Source organism: Thermodesulfovibrio sp. 1176 (assembly GCF_029946585.1).
Taxonomy (GTDB): Bacteria; Nitrospirota; Thermodesulfovibrionia; order Thermodesulfovibrionales; family Thermodesulfovibrionaceae; genus Thermodesulfovibrio.
Genome location: NZ_JARZRZ010000001.1, coordinates 407340 through 425188, shown reverse-complemented (window position 1 = coordinate 425188; position 17849 = coordinate 407340). Strand labels below are relative to the sequence as shown.

The following is a 17849-nucleotide window of genomic DNA, read 5'->3' as shown; positions in this document are numbered from 1 at the left end:
AAATTTTTAGATTTCTTTATAATTTTAACACTTTTAACATAAATTTTGTTTATTATTTGAGCAATATTTAAGAAATTAAATGCAGGATAATTGTTCTTTTAAAAATTTTCTAAATTCAGAAGATATTTCAGGGTCCCTGAGGGCAAAATCTATAATCGTTTTTAAATAACCAAATTTTTCTCCTGCATCATATCTTTTACATTTGATTTTATAACCATATATGGATACTTCCTTTGCCATTGATTTCAAAGCATCTGTTAGCTGAATTTCTCCTCCTTTACCAGGCTCCAACGTCTCAAGATGTTTAAAAATATCAGGAGTTAAAATATATCTTCCGATAATTGCAAGATTCGATGGTGCCTTAGTTTTTTCAGGCTTTTCTATCATATCTTCAATTAAATAATGCTCATCAATTTTTTTTGCTGAAACTATTCCATATCTTGATACTTCTTCCCATGATACTTCTTCTAAGGCAATGACAGGAGATTTTGTTCGATTATAAATATTTATCATATCCGAAAGAACTGAATAATCAGGATCTATAACATCATCGCTTAATATAACAATAAATGGTTCATCTTTAATAAAGGGTTTAGCACAGTGTATAGCATCACCAAGTCCCTTTGGCTCTTTTTGTCTGATATAGGCAAAATTAAGATTTTCAAAAAAATTAATTTTCTTTAATAAATCATACTTACCAGATATTTTAAGTCTTTCTTCTAATTCATAGGCTTTGTCAAAATGGTCTTCAATTGCTCTTTTATGTTTCCCTGTGATAAACAAAAACTCCTCAATACCGACTTTTACAGCCTCTTCTACAGCATACTGAATTATAGGTTTATCAAGTATAGGAAGCATCTCTTTTGGAGAAGCCTTTGTTGCAGGAAGAAACCTTGTCCCAAGACCTGCTACTGGAAGGACAGCCTTTTTTATCATTTTGCCCTCCAAATAAAAAATAATGCCGGAGACGAGACTCGAACTCGTACGGAGGTCACCCTCCGAGGGATTTTAAGTCCCTTGCGTCTACCAATTCCGCCACTCCGGCTATATTTAAGATACTAAAAATTTGAAAAATTATTCAAGTCAACTTCATAAATTTAAAATTTATCAAAATAAAATCTCTTAACATAAAAGAATAATTTTGTTAAACTACATATATGATTGATAAATGGATCAAAGGAAATCCAAAAAGTAGCTCAAAAGTAGTATTGAAAGTAGACAACGATATAATGAAAGTTTTATTTGCAGGAAGATTTAGAACAGATGAAAATGAAGAAGAGATTCTTTAAATTTTATTTGTTAATTTTATTATCTTTGTTTTCATTCGCCTGTGTAACAGAAATTGATCCTCTCTCAGGTAAAAAAACTTATACTCTTCTTTCAACAGAACAAGAAATTCAAATTGGACACAAAGTTATACCAGTAGCAATAAATGAAAATGAAGGATTATATCCTGAAAGAGATGTCCAGAATTATATAAAAGAAGTCGGTTATAGAATTGCAAATGTAACTCCAAGAAAAGTTGACTATCAGTTTTATGTTGTTAATTCCTCTCAAGTTAATGCCTTTGCCCTACCAGGAGGACCTATTTTTATAACAAGAGAAATTCTTTTAAAAATGGATAAAGAAAGTGAGCTTGTAGGAGTTTTAGCCCATGAACTTGGTCATATAAATGCAAGGCATCATGCTAAATTTCTTGAAAAGACCTATGGTATGAGTGTACTTGTAAACATTTTAAGAATAGCACTACAAGACAGCGAATACTCAGGCATCGTTACAAGTCTTGCCCAGGTATCTGCAGGATTGCTACAATTAAAATTTAGCAGAGATCAGGAAAACGAAGCAGATTCTCTTGGAGTAAAATTTAGCTATCAGGCTGGATATGATCCAAATGGACTTTTAAGCATGTTTCAGAAATTTAAAGCTTTAGAAAGAGGTGGTACTGTAGAATGGCTTAGTACTCATCCTTTACCTGACACAAGAATAAAAAATGTTCAGAGAATGATAGCTGAGCAATATCCAAATTCAAACAGATTAAGACAGGATAGTGATAGATTTCAAAAAATAAAAGCCATATTAATTTCAACAAAGGAATCATATGAATATGTAGAAAAAGCAAAAAAATATATAAATTCTCGCAATTTCAGTGAAGCGTTGAATTTGCTTGACAAAGCAATACAAATTTATGGAAGCAATCAAGCATACACATACAGAGCATTGGTAAATCTTAATTTAAAAAAATATACTGAGTCAATCAAAGATGCCGATAGAGCAATAAGTTTAGATAATTCATATTTTAAACCCATGCTCATAAAAGGGATTGCTTTAAACAGAACACATCAATGGAGAGATAGTGCATACATTCTTGAAAAAGCCAAAAGCCTTATTAACGATAATGCTACTCTTTATTACTATCTTGGGGTAGATTATCAGGAATTAGGGGATAGAAATAGAGCCATAAATAATTTATCAACAGGTTTAAAATTAACAGATGGCAAACAAGGATGGGAAGCAGATGCCCAGAGAAGATTGAGAATTTTAAGGGGATATTAAAAAAATTTAATATTTAGGAGTGATTATACATGAAAAGAGCTCATCTTTTTATAAGTGGAAGAGTTCAAGGAGTTTTTTATAGGGCCTTTACAAAAGAGGTTGCAGATTCCCTAAAATTAAAAGGTTGGGTAAGAAATTTAAGAGATGGAAGAGTAGAAGCGGTTTTTGAAGGAGAGGAGGACAAAATCTCCATTGCAATTGAGCGTTGTAAAGAAGGTCCTCCTTATGCAAGAGTTGACAACATTGAAATAATTTGGGAAGAACCAGAAGGTTTAACTAATTTTGAAATCAAAAGAACTTCTTGACTTAATTAAAGATTAAAAGTTTAAATAAATGCAAAAAATTAAGGAGTTTTTGCAATGACAACAAAATTAAAAAGACTAATCCTTCTAATATTTTTTATCTTTCTCTCCTTATCCATAATAGGTTGTGGAGGGAAAACACAGGTAAAAAAAGAAGAATTTGATCCTGTTTTATATCTAAAAAAAGCCGATGAATTAGTAAGTAAAAAAGAATATGAAGAAGCAAGAAAACTACTACTTGAAATAAAAAATAGAGAATCTGCTAAGGAATATGCTCCTTTGGCACAATTAAAAATAGCAGATTCTTACTTAAAAGAAGATGAGCCAGAGCTTGCAATAGCTGAATACAGAAGATTCCTTGAACTTTATCCTGAATCAACCTATGCACCTTATGCTCAGTATAGTATTGGCATGGCTTATTTTAGACAAATTGAAAGTCCTGAAAGAGGAGCAGGAACTGCTCAAAAGGCATTAGAAGAGTTTTTAAAACTTGAAAAAATGTATCCAAGGCACCCCTATGGAGAAATTCTCCCATTAAGAATTCAGAAATGTAGAAATATAATTGCAGAGGGAGAACTTTTAATAGGAAAATTTTATTATAAGAAAGGTTCATACAAAGCTGCTGTAGGAAGATTTGAAGGGATAGTAAAAAACTTCCCAGACTTTAAGAATCTTGATGAAACTCTATATTTACTGGCTGATTCATATAAAAAACTTAATATGCCTGAAAATGCAAAGGAGTATTTAAAAATACTCAAAGATAAATTCCCAGATAGCAATTTTGTAAAAAAAGCAGAAGGACTTAAAATTCAATAAATGGCTAAGTATTTTCCCATTCTTGTCAATATAAAAGATAAAAAATGTGTTATTGTCGGTGGAGGTTCTGTTGGTGAACGAAAAATTAAGACTTTACTTAAATATGGTGCAAAGATAACTCTAATTAGTCCTGAAACAACGGACAAAATAAAAGAACTGATTAATAGGGGCAAAATAAATTATATAAATAGAGAATATAAAAAGGGTGATCTTGAAGATGCCTTTTTAGTTGTTGCTGCTACTTCAAGCAGTAAAATAAATAGACAGATAGCAAGGGATGCCTATTATCTTGTAAATATCGTTGAAAAAGGAGATTTTCAAGAAAATATGAATAATATATCCTATACTGTTCCAGCAATATACGAAATGGATGATTTAACAATAGCAATATCAACAGATTTCCCTGCACTAAGCAAGCTCCTCAAAGATGAAATAGCCCAAAATTATGGCAAAGAATTTGCTAAATACTTAAAGTATCTTAAAAAAATTCGCAGAGAAATAAAGCAAAAAATAGCTGACAATAAGAGAAGACAGAAAATTTTTAGAAAGATTGCATCAAAGAAAATTGTGTCAATTTTGAGACAAAAAGGTTTCGAAGAAGCAAAAAGGGAGATTGAAAAAATCATTAATGAAACATAAAGTTATAGTCATAGGAGCTGGATATTTTGGACAGCGACATATAAAAATGCTTGCTCAGATGGAAGATGTTGAAATAGTTGCTATTGTTGATAAGGATATTAACAAAGCGAAGAAAATTGCAAGGGAATATGGAGTAAAATTTTCAGATAATTTCAAAGACCTATTGAAAGAAGCCTCTGTTTTTTTCATAGTAACCCCAACAAAATCCCATTTTGAAATTGCGATGGATTTAATTAAGGAAGGTAAGGATATTTTTATTGAAAAGCCAATAACAGAAAATTCTCAACATGCCACTGTTCTTATAGAGGAAGCCCTGAAAAATAAAATTATCTTTCAAGTTGGTTTAATTGAAAGATACAATCCTGTTGTAATCAGCCTTTTTGAACAAATCAAAACACCACTTTTTATAAAAGCAGAAAGAACTTCTCCTTACTTAGGAAGAGCAACTGATACAGATGTAACCTTTGATTTAATGATACATGATTTAGATTTAATCATGATGTTTCAAAGAAAAATTGGTAGAGGAGATTTTAATAATCTTAAAGTTTTCAAAAAAAGTTTTATTACTGAAAAAATAGATTTTGCTACTGTATGGCTTGAAATATTGATAAATAACAGCCCTTTTACTGCTCAAATTACTGCGAGCAGAACATCACCCATTTTCCAAAGAAATATAACAATTATTGATGAGGAATTTATAATTTATGCTGATTTAATCAATAAAAATATTATAAAAATTGACAAAAACGGTACTAAAAATGAAATACCTATAGAAAATATAGAAAATCAACCTCTTTACGAAGAGATAAGAGATTTTTTAAACAGCGTAAGCAAGAGAGAGTTTTCTCAAAAAGCACCAACACCTGAAGAAATATTAGAAGTTATAAAATTAATAAATAAAATCAACGGAGGCAGTAGCTGATGAAACCATTCATTGATCTTAAAGCTCAGTATTCAAATATTAAAGATGAAGTGCTTAGATGTATAAATGATATTCTTGAAAGTTCCCATTATATATTAGGAGAAAATGTAAAAAAATTTGAAGACGATATAAAATCTTATCTTGGTGTATCAGAAGCAATAGGTGTTGCTTCAGGAACTGATGCCCTTCATCTTGCTTTAAAGGCTCTTGATATAACTCAGGGTGATGAAGTTATAACAACTCCCTTTACATTTTTTGCTACAGTAGAGGCAATTCTATATGTTGGTGCAAAACCTGTATTTGTAGATATTGATGAAAATACTTATAACATAGCTCCAGAAAAAATTGAAGAAAAAATCACTCCTCTAACAAAGGCAATTATTCCTGTTCACATATTTGGTTGTCCTGCAGATATGATTAAAATCAATGAAATTGCTCAAAAATACGGCTTAAAGATAATAGAGGATGCTGCCCAAGCCTTTGGAGCAAAAATAGGAGATAAAAAAATAGGAACCTTTGGAGATATAGCTTGTTTCAGCTTTTATCCGAGTAAAAATCTTGGATGTTTTGGAGATGGTGGAATGGTTGTAACTAATAATTCAGAAATTGCTGAAAAAATAAGAATTTTAAGAAATCACGGCTCACCTGGCAGATATATCCATGAAACAGTCGGTTTAAACTCAAGGCTCGATGAAATTCAGGCAGGTGTTCTAAGAATCAAACTAAAACATATAGATGAATACAATTCATTAAGAAGAAAAAAGGCAAATATATATACAAAAATTTTAAGTGACAAAGTGATTACACCAAAAGAAGTAGAAAATACCTATCATGTCTATCATCTCTACAGTATTCGTTCAGAAAATAGAGATAAAATAAAAGAATTTCTTGCTAAACAAGGATTTCCATCGGTTGTATACTATCCTATTCCGATGCATTTACAGAAAGCAATTGCAAAATTAGGATATAAAGAAGGTGATTTTCCTGTAGCAGAAAAAGTTTCAAAGGAAATTCTTTCATTACCAATTTATCCAGAAATTCCTGACGAGGAAGTTTTTGAAATATCTCAGATTATAATAAGATGTCTCGAAAACTTCTAATAGTAGCTGGAGAAACCTCTGGAGAGCTTTACGGCTCACTAATTGCAAAACACCTAAAGAATGATTTTGAGCTTATTGGAATTGGTGGAAAATATATGGCTTCCGAGGGAGTGAAACTTATAGGAGAAATTACTCATTCCTTTGGTGCATTGGAAATAATTGGTCAGATAAAAAAAATACGAAATAACATGAAAAAGGCAACCTCCGTTTTAAGAGAAGTAAGTGGTTTAATTCTAATTGACTTTCCAGATTTTAATCTTTCTTTGGCAAAAAGAGCCAAACAATTAGGGAAAAAAGTCCTTTATTATGTCAGCCCTCAAATATGGGCATGGAGAAAAGAAAGAATAAATACAATAAAGAGAGTAGTTGACTTCATGGCAACAGTTTTACCTTTTGAAGAAAAAATATATAAAGAAGCTCAAATTCCTGCCAAATTCGTAGGTCATCCAATGGTTGAAGTTATGGAAGCAGAATTAGGCGATTATAAAGGCAGAGACTTAAAGAGAGTTCTAAAAGAAAGATTTAAAATAGACAAAAAAACAGTAATAACCTTGATGCCAGGAAGTAGACCCTCTGAAATAAAGAGAAAAATGCCTTTAATGTTAAATCTTATAGAAAAATTTCCTAAAGAAGACACACACTTTTTAATACCTAAGGCACCAAATATTGAATTTGATCAAGATACTCTCAGAAAAATCTACTTCTATGGAAATGTAACAATTTTGAAGGAAAGTTCCTTTACTGCTCTTGCAATGAGTGATGTAGCCTTAATTACCTCTGGCACATCAACGCTTCAGGCAACCCTTTTACAAATTCCAATGATTGTTGTTTACAAAGTAAATCCTGTTTCTTATTTGATTGGAAAATCTATAATTAAGGGAGTAAAGCACATTGCTTTGCCAAATGTTATCGCAGATTTTTTGAATCAGGGAGATATTCGGGTGCCTGAGTTCATACAAAAATTAAATCAACAAAAAATTATCGAAGAAATAAATAAAATGATTTATGATGACAAATACCGAGAAAAAATAATAGATTTTCTTGGTGAAATAAAGAAACATTTTGATAACAAAAAACCATCGGAGGAAGTAGTTAAAATATGCAAAGAGCTTTTTTATTGATATATGAGATTCTTTATTTTATAGCTGTCTTATTGTTATTACCAAAGGAGTATTTTAAACGGACTGTTAACACAAGAAAAAGATGGATTAGAGAAAAATTTGGATTTTTTGTAGAAACAAAGAAGAACAAAAAACCTCTAATATGGATTCATGCTGTTTCTGTCGGTGAAGTTATCGCCATATCAACTTTTGTAAAAAAGCTTTCGCAGGAATATGACATTCTATTAAGCACTATAACTGATACGGGTCAGAAAGTTGCTAATGACAGATTTAAAGAATTTTCTGTTAAAGTTATCTATATGCCCTTTGACATATCCTTTGCAATAAAAAAAACCCTTAAGTTTTTTAATCCTTCATGTCTTATTCTTACTGAAACTGAAATCTGGCCAAATTTAATAAGTATAACATCAAAAAAAATTCCTGTTATTCTTGTAAATGGAAGACTTAGTGAAAAATCTTTCACTGGTTACAGTAAAATCAAATTTTTTATAAAACCCGTACTTGAAAAATTTGAGCTTGTTTGTGTTCAGGAAGATTTATATAAAGAAAAATACATCAATCTTGGCGTAATTCCAGAAAAAATTTATGTAACAGGAAATATGAAATTTGATATTGAATTAGAGGAGATAAAATTTACTTGGGAAAGCCTTATTCCCAGACCAGTTATTCTGGCAGGAAGCACCCATGCTCCTGAAGAAGAATTAATAATTGATGCTTTTTTGAAGGCAGTAAATTATGGAACTTTAATTATTGCACCACGACATCCTGAGAGATTTACTGAAGTAGAAAAATTAATAAAAAATAAAATTGCCCTCCTAAAAGAAAAAGTATTTTTTTCAAAATTAAGCCATTTTCAAGACTTAGACAAAAATACTCAAATTTTAATTATTCTTATTGACCAAATGGGAATACTTGGTTCTCTTTACAGAATATGTGATATTGCCATAATAGGGGGAAGTTTTATTCCCCATGGAGGACAAAATCCATTAGAACCAGCCTATTGGAAGAAGCCTATAATTTGTGGTCTCTATATGCATAATTTTCCCTTTATCGAAGATTTTTTAAAAAATAAGGCATGCTTAATGATAAACAGCGATTTTCTTTCCATTAAAATTAAAGAATTAATATCAAATCCAGAAATACTATCTTTAATGGGTAACAATGCCTATGAAATATTTGTTAAAAAATCAGGAGCTACGGAAAAAACCTTAAAATTAATTACTCAAAGTATCGGCAAAAATCTCTTAAATAATCTAAAGCCTGATAATTAGTTAAATCAATATGAAGAGGTGTAACGGAAACATAATTTTCCATTATTGCCTGAATATCTGTACCATCCATCTTCTGCCAGGAAACAATACCTCCACCAATCCAATACTGTTTTTCTCCCCAGGGAGAGTAAATTTCATGAATAGAATTTTCGTATGACCTTTTCCCCTGCTTAGTCACTTTTATTCCGTTAATTTCTTGCAATGCTTTATTAGGAACATTAACATTCAAAAGAGTATCAGTTGGAAGTTTTTTTTCAAGAATAAACTTTGCAATTCTCAATGCAAAATAACTTGCTGTTTCATACCTAAAGGGTCTTTCACCAACAAGAGATATAGCAAAAGATGGGACTCCAAGAATAGTTCCTTCAATAGCTGCAGAAACTGTACCTGAATAGGTCACATCTTCACCAAGATTTGCACCCTTATTTATACCAGACACTAATAAATCAGGTTCACGAGGTAAAAGCTTTTTAACGCCTACAACAACGCAATCTGTAGGAGTTCCATTAACACTAAAACATTTTTCTTTTATTAAGTCAACTCTTAAAGGTCTATGCATTGTAAGGGCGTGGCTCACAGCAGAACGATCTCTATCGGGAGCTACAATATAAACCTCACCAAGTTCTTGTAAAATTTCAGCCAAAGTTTGAATACCCTTAGAAAAAAAACCATCATCGTTTGTTACAAGTATCAAAGCCATTACTTGTTCCTCTGTAAAATATAATCTGCTATTGTCATAAGAGTTCTTCTATATACAGAATCTGGGAACACTTCTAATACCTTTTTAGCTTTCTCAATGTAATCTTTTACAATTAACATGGAAGATTCTATGCAATTATATTTTTGTAAATACTTTAAAATTAGAGAAAGATTTTCAGCAGAGAATTTTTCTGATTTTATTATATCAATAATTTCTTCTTTTTCCTTAGCCTTTTTTAATAGTTCTATTAAAGGAAGAGTTATTTTGCCTTCCATTAAATCTTTTCCAAGTTTTTTACCTAAAGCTTGTTCATCGGCTACATAATCAAGAATGTCATCTACCATTTGAAAAGCAATTCCTATGTAATGTCCAAAATCGGTTAATGCCTTAATTTTATCCTCAGAAAGGGATGCAAGAAGCCCTGCAATTCGACAAGCAGCAGTAATGAGTCCAGCAGTTTTACCTGTTATTATTTTTATATACTCCTCAAAGGTTATTGTTGGATCTCCTGCCTTCATAAGTTGCAGTATTTCTCCCTCTGCCATCTGAGATGTTGCTAATGATAAAGCTTCCATAATTGGCAGGCTTTCTTGTGCCACACTTATATGTAATGCTTTAGCATAGAGATAGTCTCCAAGAAGCACTGTAACTTGATTACCCCATATTTTGTTTGCAGATTTTTTTCCTCTTCTTACTTCAGCTTCATCAACCACATCATCATGAAGAAGGCTTGCTGTATGTAAAGCTTCAATAACTGATGCGAGGATTATTCTTTTATATCCCTTATAACCTACAAGATCTGAACATAAAAGTAAAAATAAAGGACGAAGTCTTTTTCCTCCAGAATTTATAATATATGCACCTATTGTTGGAATTAGAGTAGCTTCTGATTGAAAAATATTAGAAAGCTCTTTTTCAACTTCCCTTAATTCATCCTCATACTGTCTAAATATCTCATGAAAATTCATAATTTTACTCTAAATTTCTTTAGTTTCCTTTCGTCATTAATGTATTTAATATGCTTTGGTAAAAAAGCACCTTTTTCAGTAATAATTGCTGTTACATATTTTGCAGGTGTAACATCAAAAGCCATATTTATAACTTTTACACCAACTGGTGCAATTCTAACACCTTTTATGTTAGTTACTTCATCAGGATTTCTTTCTTCAATAGGAATTTGTTCTCCAGAAGGAATTTTTAAATCAATACTTGACAGTGGAGCTGCTACATAAAAGGGAGTGGAATTTTCTTTACATAGTACTGCAAGAGAATATGTGCCAATCTTATTTGCTACATCTCCATTTCTTACTGTTCTGTCCGTCCCTACAATAACAAAATCAATGAATCCTCTTTTAAGTAATGCTCCTGCTGTATTGTCTGAGATAAGAGTAACATCTATACCTGCATGCATGAGTTCAAAGGATGTAATTCGTGCCCCTTGCAAAACAGGACGAGTTTCACAGGCAATTACTTTAAATTTAATCCCCCTTTCCTTTGCAAGATACATTGGTGCAGTTGCTGTGCCAAATCCTCCTGTTGCTAATGAACCTGCATTACAGTAAGTCATAACAGTACATCCATCCTTAAAAAGTGGTAAGGCATTTTCCCCTATACTTTTATTTATTTCTATGTCCTCTTGATAAATCCTCAGTGCTTCATTAATTATTAATTCTTTTAGCTCTGATACGGATTTGTGAAAATTATTGTTTATCAATTTTTCAATTCTTTCAACAGCCCATTTTATATTTACTGCAGTTGGTCGAGTGTTTATGAATCTCAAAAAAACAGGCTTTAAATTTTCTAAAAAATTTTTTGTTGTTTTTGTTTTTAATTTTAATGTTGCGATTGCAATTCCCATAGCTGTTGCAATTCCAATTGCAGGAGCACCTCTTATTGAAAGATTTTCAATTGCTTTAGCAACTTCTTCATATTGAGTGCATTTGATATATTCAATTTTTTCTGGTAAAAGCCTCTGGTCAAGAATATATATAACATTATTTTCCCACTTGATCGATTGAAGCATAGCCATATTATAACAATTTTAGAATTTTATTGAAAAATACCCCAGTCTTCGCTGATTCAATATTTAATGTGATATAATAAAAATTTGTTAACCTTAATTTAATTGGAGGAGAAATGTTTAGAGATAAATACTGTGCAGAAGTAAATGAAGAGGAAATAGGAAAAAAACTTAAGCTTTGTGGATGGGTTTACAGAAGAAGAGACCACGGTGGACTTATATTCATTGACCTCCGAGACCGAAGCGGAATAATTCAAGTTGTATTCAGCCCTGAAATTTCTGCTGAAACTCATAAAAAAGCCCACGAAATAAGAACTGAATATGTAATAGCTGTTAAAGGCACACTAAGGCGAAGACCAGAAGGTACAGAAAATCCAGAACTTTCAACGGGGACAGTAGAACTTTGGGCAGAAGAGTTAAATATATTAAGCCTATGTAAAACTCTTCCTTTTCAGATAGATGAATCAGAAGAAATTAGTGAGATTTTAAGGTTAAAACATCGTTATCTTGATCTGCGCAGACCAAAAATGCAAAAAAATTTTATAATCAGGCATCAAGTAACTCTTTCTATTAGAAATTTTCTCAGTAAAAAGGGATTCTTAGAAATTGAAACTCCCATGTTAACAAAATCAACTCCAGAGGGCGCAAGAGACTTTCTTGTACCAAGCAGACTTAATCCTGGTCTATTTTATGCACTGCCTCAATCACCACAACTATTTAAACAAATACTAATGATATCAGGTTTTGATAGATATTTTCAGATAGTACGTTGTTTTAGAGATGAAGACCTAAGAGCAGACCGACAGCCAGAGTTTACTCAAATTGATTTGGAAATGTCTTTTGTAGAAGCCGAAGACATTATAAAAGTTATTGAAGAAATGTTATATGACTGTTTTATTAATATCCTTGGGGTAGAACTAAAAATTCCTTTCAAAAGACTTACATATGATGAAGCCATGAATAAATATGGCAGTGATAAGCCTGACCTTAGATTTGGGCTTGAAATAGAAGATGTTACAGATATAGTAAAAAACTCCCAATTTAAAGTATTTCTTGACACAATAGACAAGGGCGGAGTAGTGAAAGCAATTGCAGGGAAAGGATTTGCTTCTTTTTCAAGAAGCGAAATTGACAAACTAATTCAAAAAGCTCAAAGTTTTGGAGCTAAAGGGTTGGCATGGATAAAGGTTAAAGGAGGTTTTGAATCTCCCATATTAAAGTTTTTCCCTGAACAAATTGTAAGAGAAATTGCTAATAAAGTGAATGTTGAAGATGGAGACATGATTCTTTTTATTGCAGATAAAGCCTCTGTTGTAAATGAAGTTATGGGAAGATTGCGCCTTGAGATAGCTAACATAGCAGAAGTAAAACGAGAAGGTTTTGAATTTGTTTGGATAGTTGATTTTCCTCTCTTTGAATGGGATGAAGAGGAGAAAAGATTTGTTAGTATGCATCATCCTTTTACATCTCCTCAGGAGAAAGATTTAAACACTCTTCTTAATATTTCTCAGGAAGCTTTTAAAAATTATGAAAGTCCTTTAAAAACTGTAAAAGCAAAAGCTTATGATATTGTCTTAAATGGCTATGAATTAGGTGGTGGAAGCATTAGAATTCATCAGGCAGACATTCAAGAAAAAATATTTAAAATTTTAGGAATTACAGAAGATGAAATAAAAAAACGTTTTGGATTTTTTGTTGAAGCTTTGAAATACGGAGCACCTCCTCATGGTGGAATTGCTTTAGGACTTGACAGACTTGTTATGTTAATGACAGGAGCCGACTCTCTAAGAGATGTAATTGCCTTTCCTAAAACTCAAAAAGCATACTGTCCATTAAGTGAAGCTCCCTCTGAAGTTGATTTAAAACAGTTAAAGGAATTACACATAAAACTTGATATTTAGTATATAATTTAAAAAATGATAAAAATTTCCTTAGACAAAGCAAAGCCGGGGATGAAGCTTGCACAGGAAATTATAAATGATGCAGGAATGATTATTGTTCCTGCAGGTATTGAACTTACCCATTCTCTCATAGATAAACTTGCAAGAATGAATATTGATGTTTTGTATATAGAAGGAAAAAGAGAGTTACCTCCAAAGGAAGAAGTATTAAAGGGACTTGAAGAAAGATTTAAAAAAATTAATGATCCCCAGACTCTTTTAATAAAACAAGCTTTGAAGGAACATTTTGAGGAAATGTATCAGTGAATGCACAAGTTGTTCTTGAAAAGATTGAAAAGATTGAAAATCTTCCAACTATACCTTCAATTTTAAGGAAAATACTTGGTATTATTGAAGACCCTAAAGTATCCCTCCAAAAGATATCAGACTTTGTTGCTTCAGACCCTACTCTAACTGCAAGAATACTAAAAATGGTTAATTCACCTGTTTATGGTTTCCCTGGAAGAATATCTTCTGTAAGCCATGCAATGGTAATCTTAGGTTTGAATGCTGTAAAGGGTTTGCTTATTGGAGTATCTGTTTTTGAAGTAATGAAAAAAAATATGGTAGGACTTTGGGAACATTCTTTGTCATCTGCAATTTATGCAAGAATTATAGCCACAAGAAAAAATCTTTCTTCTCCAGAGGAAATTTCAGTAGCAGCACTACTTCATGATATTGGGAAGGTAATTCTTCTTATTGCCTTTAAAGAAGATTATGAAAAAATTATTCAATCAGTAATGGCTAAAGAAGGATTCCTTCACGAACTTGAAAAGGAATATTTTGGGATAACCCATGCTGAAGTTGGTGGATTTGTTGCTAAAAAATGGAATTTTCCTCTGAAACTTACTGAACCAATAATGAATCACCATAGACCCCAGTTAAGCAAAAATTTTGAATTAGAAACTGCTATTGTTCATTTTTCAAATATACTTTCTCTTTCAAGAGGAATTGGTTATTCTGGGGATATATTTGTAAATCCAGTTAATGTTTCTGTTTGGAATGTTTTAGACTTTAAATACGAAGATATCAAAGATATTTTCAGAGAAGCTGAAGATCCTATCACTTCATCTCAAGAAATTTTTGCATCTGATGAGTAAAAAAATAATTGCAATTAGTAAAAATGAAAAAATTAAGCAGTTAATAAGCAATACTTTGGAATATAATAATTACGAAATTTCTTACTACAGTGATTTTAAGAAAGCTCTTGAAATTATTTGCCAAGAAATTCCAAATTTAATTCTTATTGATACCATAAATGCTCAGGTTTCGGAGATATTCTTAATCAATAATCTCAAATATGATCCAATTTTTATATCAATGATAATAATCTTTATTGTAGCCGATGACTTTACATGTGATAATTGGAAAAATAATTTAATTGATGATTATATAAGGATTGGAAGTTTGGTTAAAGAACTAAAAATGAGAGTTGAACTCTCCTTTGAAAGAGTTGAACGTATGATCGCTACTAATCCTTTGACAAGGCTACCAGGGAATCTTGTCATTCAGAAAGAAATTCAAAGCAGACTTGACAGGGGAGAAATTTTTGCTCTTGCCTATGCAGATTTAGATAATTTTAAACCCTTCAATGATAAATATGGTTTTTCAAGGGGTGATGAGATAATAAAAATGTTAGGTCGAATAATAATGAACATTGTAAGGACTGAACAACCCCATGGAAATTTTATAGGACACATTGGTGGAGATGACTTTGTCTATATAATGAAACCTGAGTTAATTGAATCTACAACAATCAGAATAATCGAAATATTCAACAATCTTGTAAGAAATTTTTATGATATTGAAGATCTTAAAAAAGGATACATAGAATCAGTTAACAGGCAGGGAGAAAAACAGATTTTTCCAATTATGACTCTTTCTGTAGGCATAACATCTAATAAATACAGAAAGTTTAACCATTTTAGCGAAATGGCTGAAGCTGCATCGGAGATGAAATCAGTTGCGAAAAAAAATCAATATTCAAAGTATGCCATTGACAGAAGAAAAAATTCAGAACAATCAAAATCACTCTAAAATAGCCATTCTTCTTACAATAAATCTGTAAAATAAAATTATCAAAGTTACAACTCCCAAGGAAAGTGAGACTTCCATCCATGTGGGATAATATTTTTCTGTAAGAGGTATATACCAATTATAAGCAATAAGGCTAACATTGAATCTGTTAAGTATTACTCCAAAGGCAACAACAAAAGCAGTAATTCTCACTAATTTTGCGTTATTTGTCTTTACTGCATTTATTAAAATCAAAGTTGGAGCTAATACAAATCCAACAATTTCTAAGAGATACCAGTATCCATAGTTACTTTTTAAGTAATGCCAGTTATCATAATGGGCAAGGTCAAAAAGTTTAAGTATTAAATATACAAAAAGGATAACTATCAGAGCCTTTGCAAGCCCTATTGTTTTTCTGTCAAATTCTTTAGGCTCAAAATCTTTCAGATGTTCCTTGAAAACTCTATGAGATATTGTACTTTCAATGATAACCATAGAAATTCCAGCAAATAAGGCAGAAATGAGAAAGAACAAAGGAAGCATAGAAGAATACCAAAGTGGATGAATTTTTGTAGGTGCTACTAAAAAGAGTCCTCCTAATGCAGCCTGATGACCACCTGCTATTATTACTCCAAATACAGTTGCCCAGATTCCAAGTTTTGAAAAGAAATCCCTGAGCTTGTCTTTCCCAAGCCATTCAAAGAATGCAGGAGACCATTCAATCAGACAAATTATAATATACAAGAAGAAATGCCATGCAATAAGAAAAAGTATGGAATTTAATCCCCATGACCAAAAAATTACATAACCAATACGATAATATCTACCAAGATCAAACATTAATGCAAAAACAGCAAAGATATAACCAAGCAGACTTGATAGAATTGCTGGACGGGCAAATTTTTTATAATCCTTTGCTCCAAAAAGATACACAACTGTTCCCACTGTAAGTCCTGGTGCTGCAAGGGCAATTCCTGCAAGTATGTCAAAGCTAATCCACAATCCCCAAGGATATGTATCAGACAAGTTTGTAGCAGGACCAAGTCCATAAAGAAGTCTGTAAATCATTGAATAAAAAGAAAAAGCAAGAATTAAAAGGGCAATGAAAAATGGCAGTGTAGCGTGTCTTGAAATATAATCCTTAAAAGTCATTCCAAGAAGTATTTTTTCTTTAAACCAGCTATTACTTCCCATCTTCTCCCTTCTTAGCTATTTTATTTCCTATTTTGTCATTCTGTTTTTGTTTTCTGTCATCTTTTTTCCTTATAGAATGAGACCCTTCGGCTTTGCCTCAGGGTGACAGATAAAAGTGTCATTCTGAGGGCTTTAGCCCGAAGAATCCCCTCCTTTTTTCTCTTTATTTTTTGAAATCATATAATAGGCAGCCCAAACCAATGGCGCAGCAGCAACAATTTCAAGGACTTTCACAGTAAAAAGAAAATTTTTACTGTAATTTGGAATCGGAGTTTTATCAAGTTTTGGGAAACCAAGTTTTTCAAAGGGAACTCCCGAAATATATAGCCAGTTTGTTCCACCTACTTCATGTTCTCCATAAACATGATTTATATATTTTTGAGGATTATTATTTATTTTTTCATAGGCAAGCTTTAACATTTCACTTCTTGGACCAAACCTCATCACATCAGCAGTACATACTTCCACACAAGCAGGAATCTTATCTTCAGTGATTCTGTCAAAACACATTGTGCATTTTGTTATTTGTGGAGTAATTGGATCATAGTATTCATAGGCTGGTATATCAAAGGGGCAGGCAATCATACAGTAACGACAACCGACACACAAAGAAGGATTATAAAGTACTGCTCCATGAGAGGTTTTCTTAAAGGCATCTACAAAGCAAGCATTAAGGCAGGCTGGCTCAGCACAATGCATACATTGTTTTTTAACATAAACGGGTGTTCCTCCATTGTAAAATCTGTTTACAACAGTAAACTCTCCAGCATGGGTTCTCCGAATTCTATCAAAAACTGAAGGACTCCTATCCTTTGATTCTTCAAATTCTTTAAGGGGTCTATTAGGATTCTTATTCCATTCATTACATGCCCATTCACACCTTCTGCATCCTATACATTTTGTAAGGTCAACAAGTACAGCATAGGGTTCCTTTGGGAATTCCTTCACTTTTTCATATTTTCCCCAATTTCTTCTATTTGCAATATTTCCTGTTGACTTTGTAGAATCCTGAATTATTCTGTCATTCTGCTCCCTTATTCTGTCATTCTGCTCTTTTATTTTGTCATTCTGAGGCGAAGCCGAAGAATCCCCATATACACCAATTAAAGTCATTCCAGCTATTGTTAATGTTTTCTTAAGAAACTCTCTTCTATCCATTTTTACCTCAAAATTTTAATACTTTTTCTTTTCTCTAAGCATTCCCCAAATAATAATAAAGGCAAATATTGAAAGTACAGCAATAGCATATTCAGCC

The 17849-nt window shown here is 32.0% G+C and carries 19 protein-coding genes and 1 tRNA gene; 13 read left to right on the top strand and 7 right to left on the bottom strand.

Translation table 11 applies throughout. The features are described from left to right. Positions 1-75: 75 nt before the first annotated feature. Positions 76-936, bottom strand: coding sequence for a UTP--glucose-1-phosphate uridylyltransferase GalU (galU, locus tag QI155_RS02270; protein ID WP_068860423.1), 861 nt, complete (start codon positions 934-936; stop codon positions 76-78). 23 nt (positions 937-959) lie between these two features. Beyond that, positions 960-1045: transfer RNA gene (locus QI155_RS02265), tRNA-Leu, on the bottom strand. 112 nt (positions 1046-1157) lie between these two features. Here QI155_RS02265 and QI155_RS02260 point away from each other — a divergent pair. From QI155_RS02260 to QI155_RS02220, 9 genes are read left to right on the top strand one after another with little or no spacing between them, the layout of a single operon-like run. Further along, a complete protein-coding gene (locus QI155_RS02260; protein WP_256364139.1) occupies positions 1158-1289 on the top strand; it encodes a hypothetical protein in 132 nt (43 codons plus the stop codon). Then, on the top strand, positions 1264-2553 hold the full coding sequence (locus tag QI155_RS02255) for a M48 family metalloprotease (protein WP_281321003.1): 1290 nt from the start codon (positions 1264-1266) through the stop codon (positions 2551-2553). Before QI155_RS02260 ends, QI155_RS02255 begins: the two co-directional genes overlap by 26 nt. 29 nt (positions 2554-2582) lie before the next feature. Then, positions 2583-2858, top strand: coding sequence for an acylphosphatase (locus QI155_RS02250; RefSeq protein WP_068861223.1), 276 nt, complete (start codon positions 2583-2585; stop codon positions 2856-2858). A gap of 54 nt (positions 2859-2912) precedes the next feature. Beyond that, positions 2913-3671 (top strand): outer membrane protein assembly factor BamD, encoded by a 759-nt coding sequence (locus QI155_RS02245; protein WP_068861224.1) that lies wholly within the window; start codon positions 2913-2915, stop codon positions 3669-3671. Beyond that, positions 3672-4310 (top strand): bifunctional precorrin-2 dehydrogenase/sirohydrochlorin ferrochelatase, encoded by a 639-nt coding sequence (locus QI155_RS02240; RefSeq protein WP_068861225.1) that lies wholly within the window; start codon positions 3672-3674, stop codon positions 4308-4310. Continuing rightward, positions 4300-5232, top strand: a complete 933-nt coding sequence (locus QI155_RS02235; RefSeq protein ID WP_068861226.1) for a Gfo/Idh/MocA family oxidoreductase — start codon at positions 4300-4302, stop codon at positions 5230-5232. Before QI155_RS02240 ends, QI155_RS02235 begins: the two co-directional genes overlap by 11 nt. Beyond that, positions 5232-6332 (top strand): DegT/DnrJ/EryC1/StrS family aminotransferase, encoded by a 1101-nt coding sequence (locus QI155_RS02230; protein ID WP_068861227.1) that lies wholly within the window; start codon positions 5232-5234, stop codon positions 6330-6332. Before QI155_RS02235 ends, QI155_RS02230 begins: the two co-directional genes overlap by 1 nt. After that, entirely contained in the window at positions 6314-7453 is a 1140-nt protein-coding gene (lpxB, locus tag QI155_RS02225) for a lipid-A-disaccharide synthase (protein WP_068861228.1), read from the top strand. The genes QI155_RS02230 and lpxB overlap by 19 nt, the downstream gene beginning before the upstream one ends. Continuing rightward, on the top strand, positions 7432-8724 hold the full coding sequence (locus QI155_RS02220; protein ID WP_068861229.1) for a 3-deoxy-D-manno-octulosonic acid transferase: 1293 nt from the start codon (positions 7432-7434) through the stop codon (positions 8722-8724). Before lpxB ends, QI155_RS02220 begins: the two co-directional genes overlap by 22 nt. Here QI155_RS02220 and surE read toward each other — a convergent pair. From surE to mtnA, 3 genes are read right to left on the bottom strand one after another with little or no spacing between them, the layout of a single operon-like run. Then, a complete protein-coding gene (surE, locus tag QI155_RS02215; protein WP_068861230.1) occupies positions 8672-9424 on the bottom strand; it encodes a 5'/3'-nucleotidase SurE in 753 nt (250 codons plus the stop codon). The two genes, QI155_RS02220 and surE, sit on opposite strands and share 53 nt — an antisense overlap. After that, the gene (locus QI155_RS02210) at positions 9424-10392 is read right to left on the bottom strand and encodes a polyprenyl synthetase family protein (RefSeq protein WP_068861231.1); all 969 of its coding nucleotides are present in this window, start codon (positions 10390-10392) and stop codon (positions 9424-9426) included. Before QI155_RS02210 ends, surE begins: the two co-directional genes overlap by 1 nt. Further along, the gene (gene mtnA / locus QI155_RS02205) at positions 10389-11453 is read right to left on the bottom strand and encodes an S-methyl-5-thioribose-1-phosphate isomerase (protein ID WP_068861232.1); all 1065 of its coding nucleotides are present in this window, start codon (positions 11451-11453) and stop codon (positions 10389-10391) included. The genes QI155_RS02210 and mtnA overlap by 4 nt, the downstream gene beginning before the upstream one ends. Before the next feature lie 107 nt (positions 11454-11560). Between mtnA and aspS the strand changes: the two genes are divergently transcribed. From aspS to QI155_RS02185, 4 genes are read left to right on the top strand one after another with little or no spacing between them, the layout of a single operon-like run. Then, positions 11561-13345: an aspartate--tRNA ligase gene (gene aspS / locus QI155_RS02200; protein ID WP_068861233.1), complete on the top strand. Its 1785-nt coding sequence runs from the start codon at positions 11561-11563 to the stop codon at positions 13343-13345. A gap of 15 nt (positions 13346-13360) precedes the next feature. Then, positions 13361-13651: a hypothetical protein gene (locus QI155_RS02195; RefSeq protein WP_068861234.1), complete on the top strand. Its 291-nt coding sequence runs from the start codon at positions 13361-13363 to the stop codon at positions 13649-13651. Then, a complete protein-coding gene (locus tag QI155_RS02190) occupies positions 13648-14484 on the top strand; it encodes an HDOD domain-containing protein (protein WP_068861235.1) in 837 nt (278 codons plus the stop codon). The genes QI155_RS02195 and QI155_RS02190 overlap by 4 nt, the downstream gene beginning before the upstream one ends. Next, a complete protein-coding gene (locus QI155_RS02185) occupies positions 14477-15421 on the top strand; it encodes a diguanylate cyclase (protein WP_281321002.1) in 945 nt (314 codons plus the stop codon). Before QI155_RS02190 ends, QI155_RS02185 begins: the two co-directional genes overlap by 8 nt. Here QI155_RS02185 and nrfD read toward each other — a convergent pair. Continuing rightward, a complete protein-coding gene (gene nrfD, locus QI155_RS02180; protein WP_068861237.1) occupies positions 15413-16594 on the bottom strand; it encodes an NrfD/PsrC family molybdoenzyme membrane anchor subunit in 1182 nt (393 codons plus the stop codon). The two genes, QI155_RS02185 and nrfD, sit on opposite strands and share 9 nt — an antisense overlap. A gap of 132 nt (positions 16595-16726) precedes the next feature. After that, positions 16727-17752 carry a 4Fe-4S dicluster domain-containing protein gene (locus QI155_RS02175; RefSeq protein WP_281321001.1) on the bottom strand — a complete coding sequence of 342 codons (1026 nt, stop codon included), beginning with the start codon at positions 17750-17752 and terminating at the stop codon, positions 16727-16729. Positions 17753-17849: the final 97 nt, after the last annotated feature.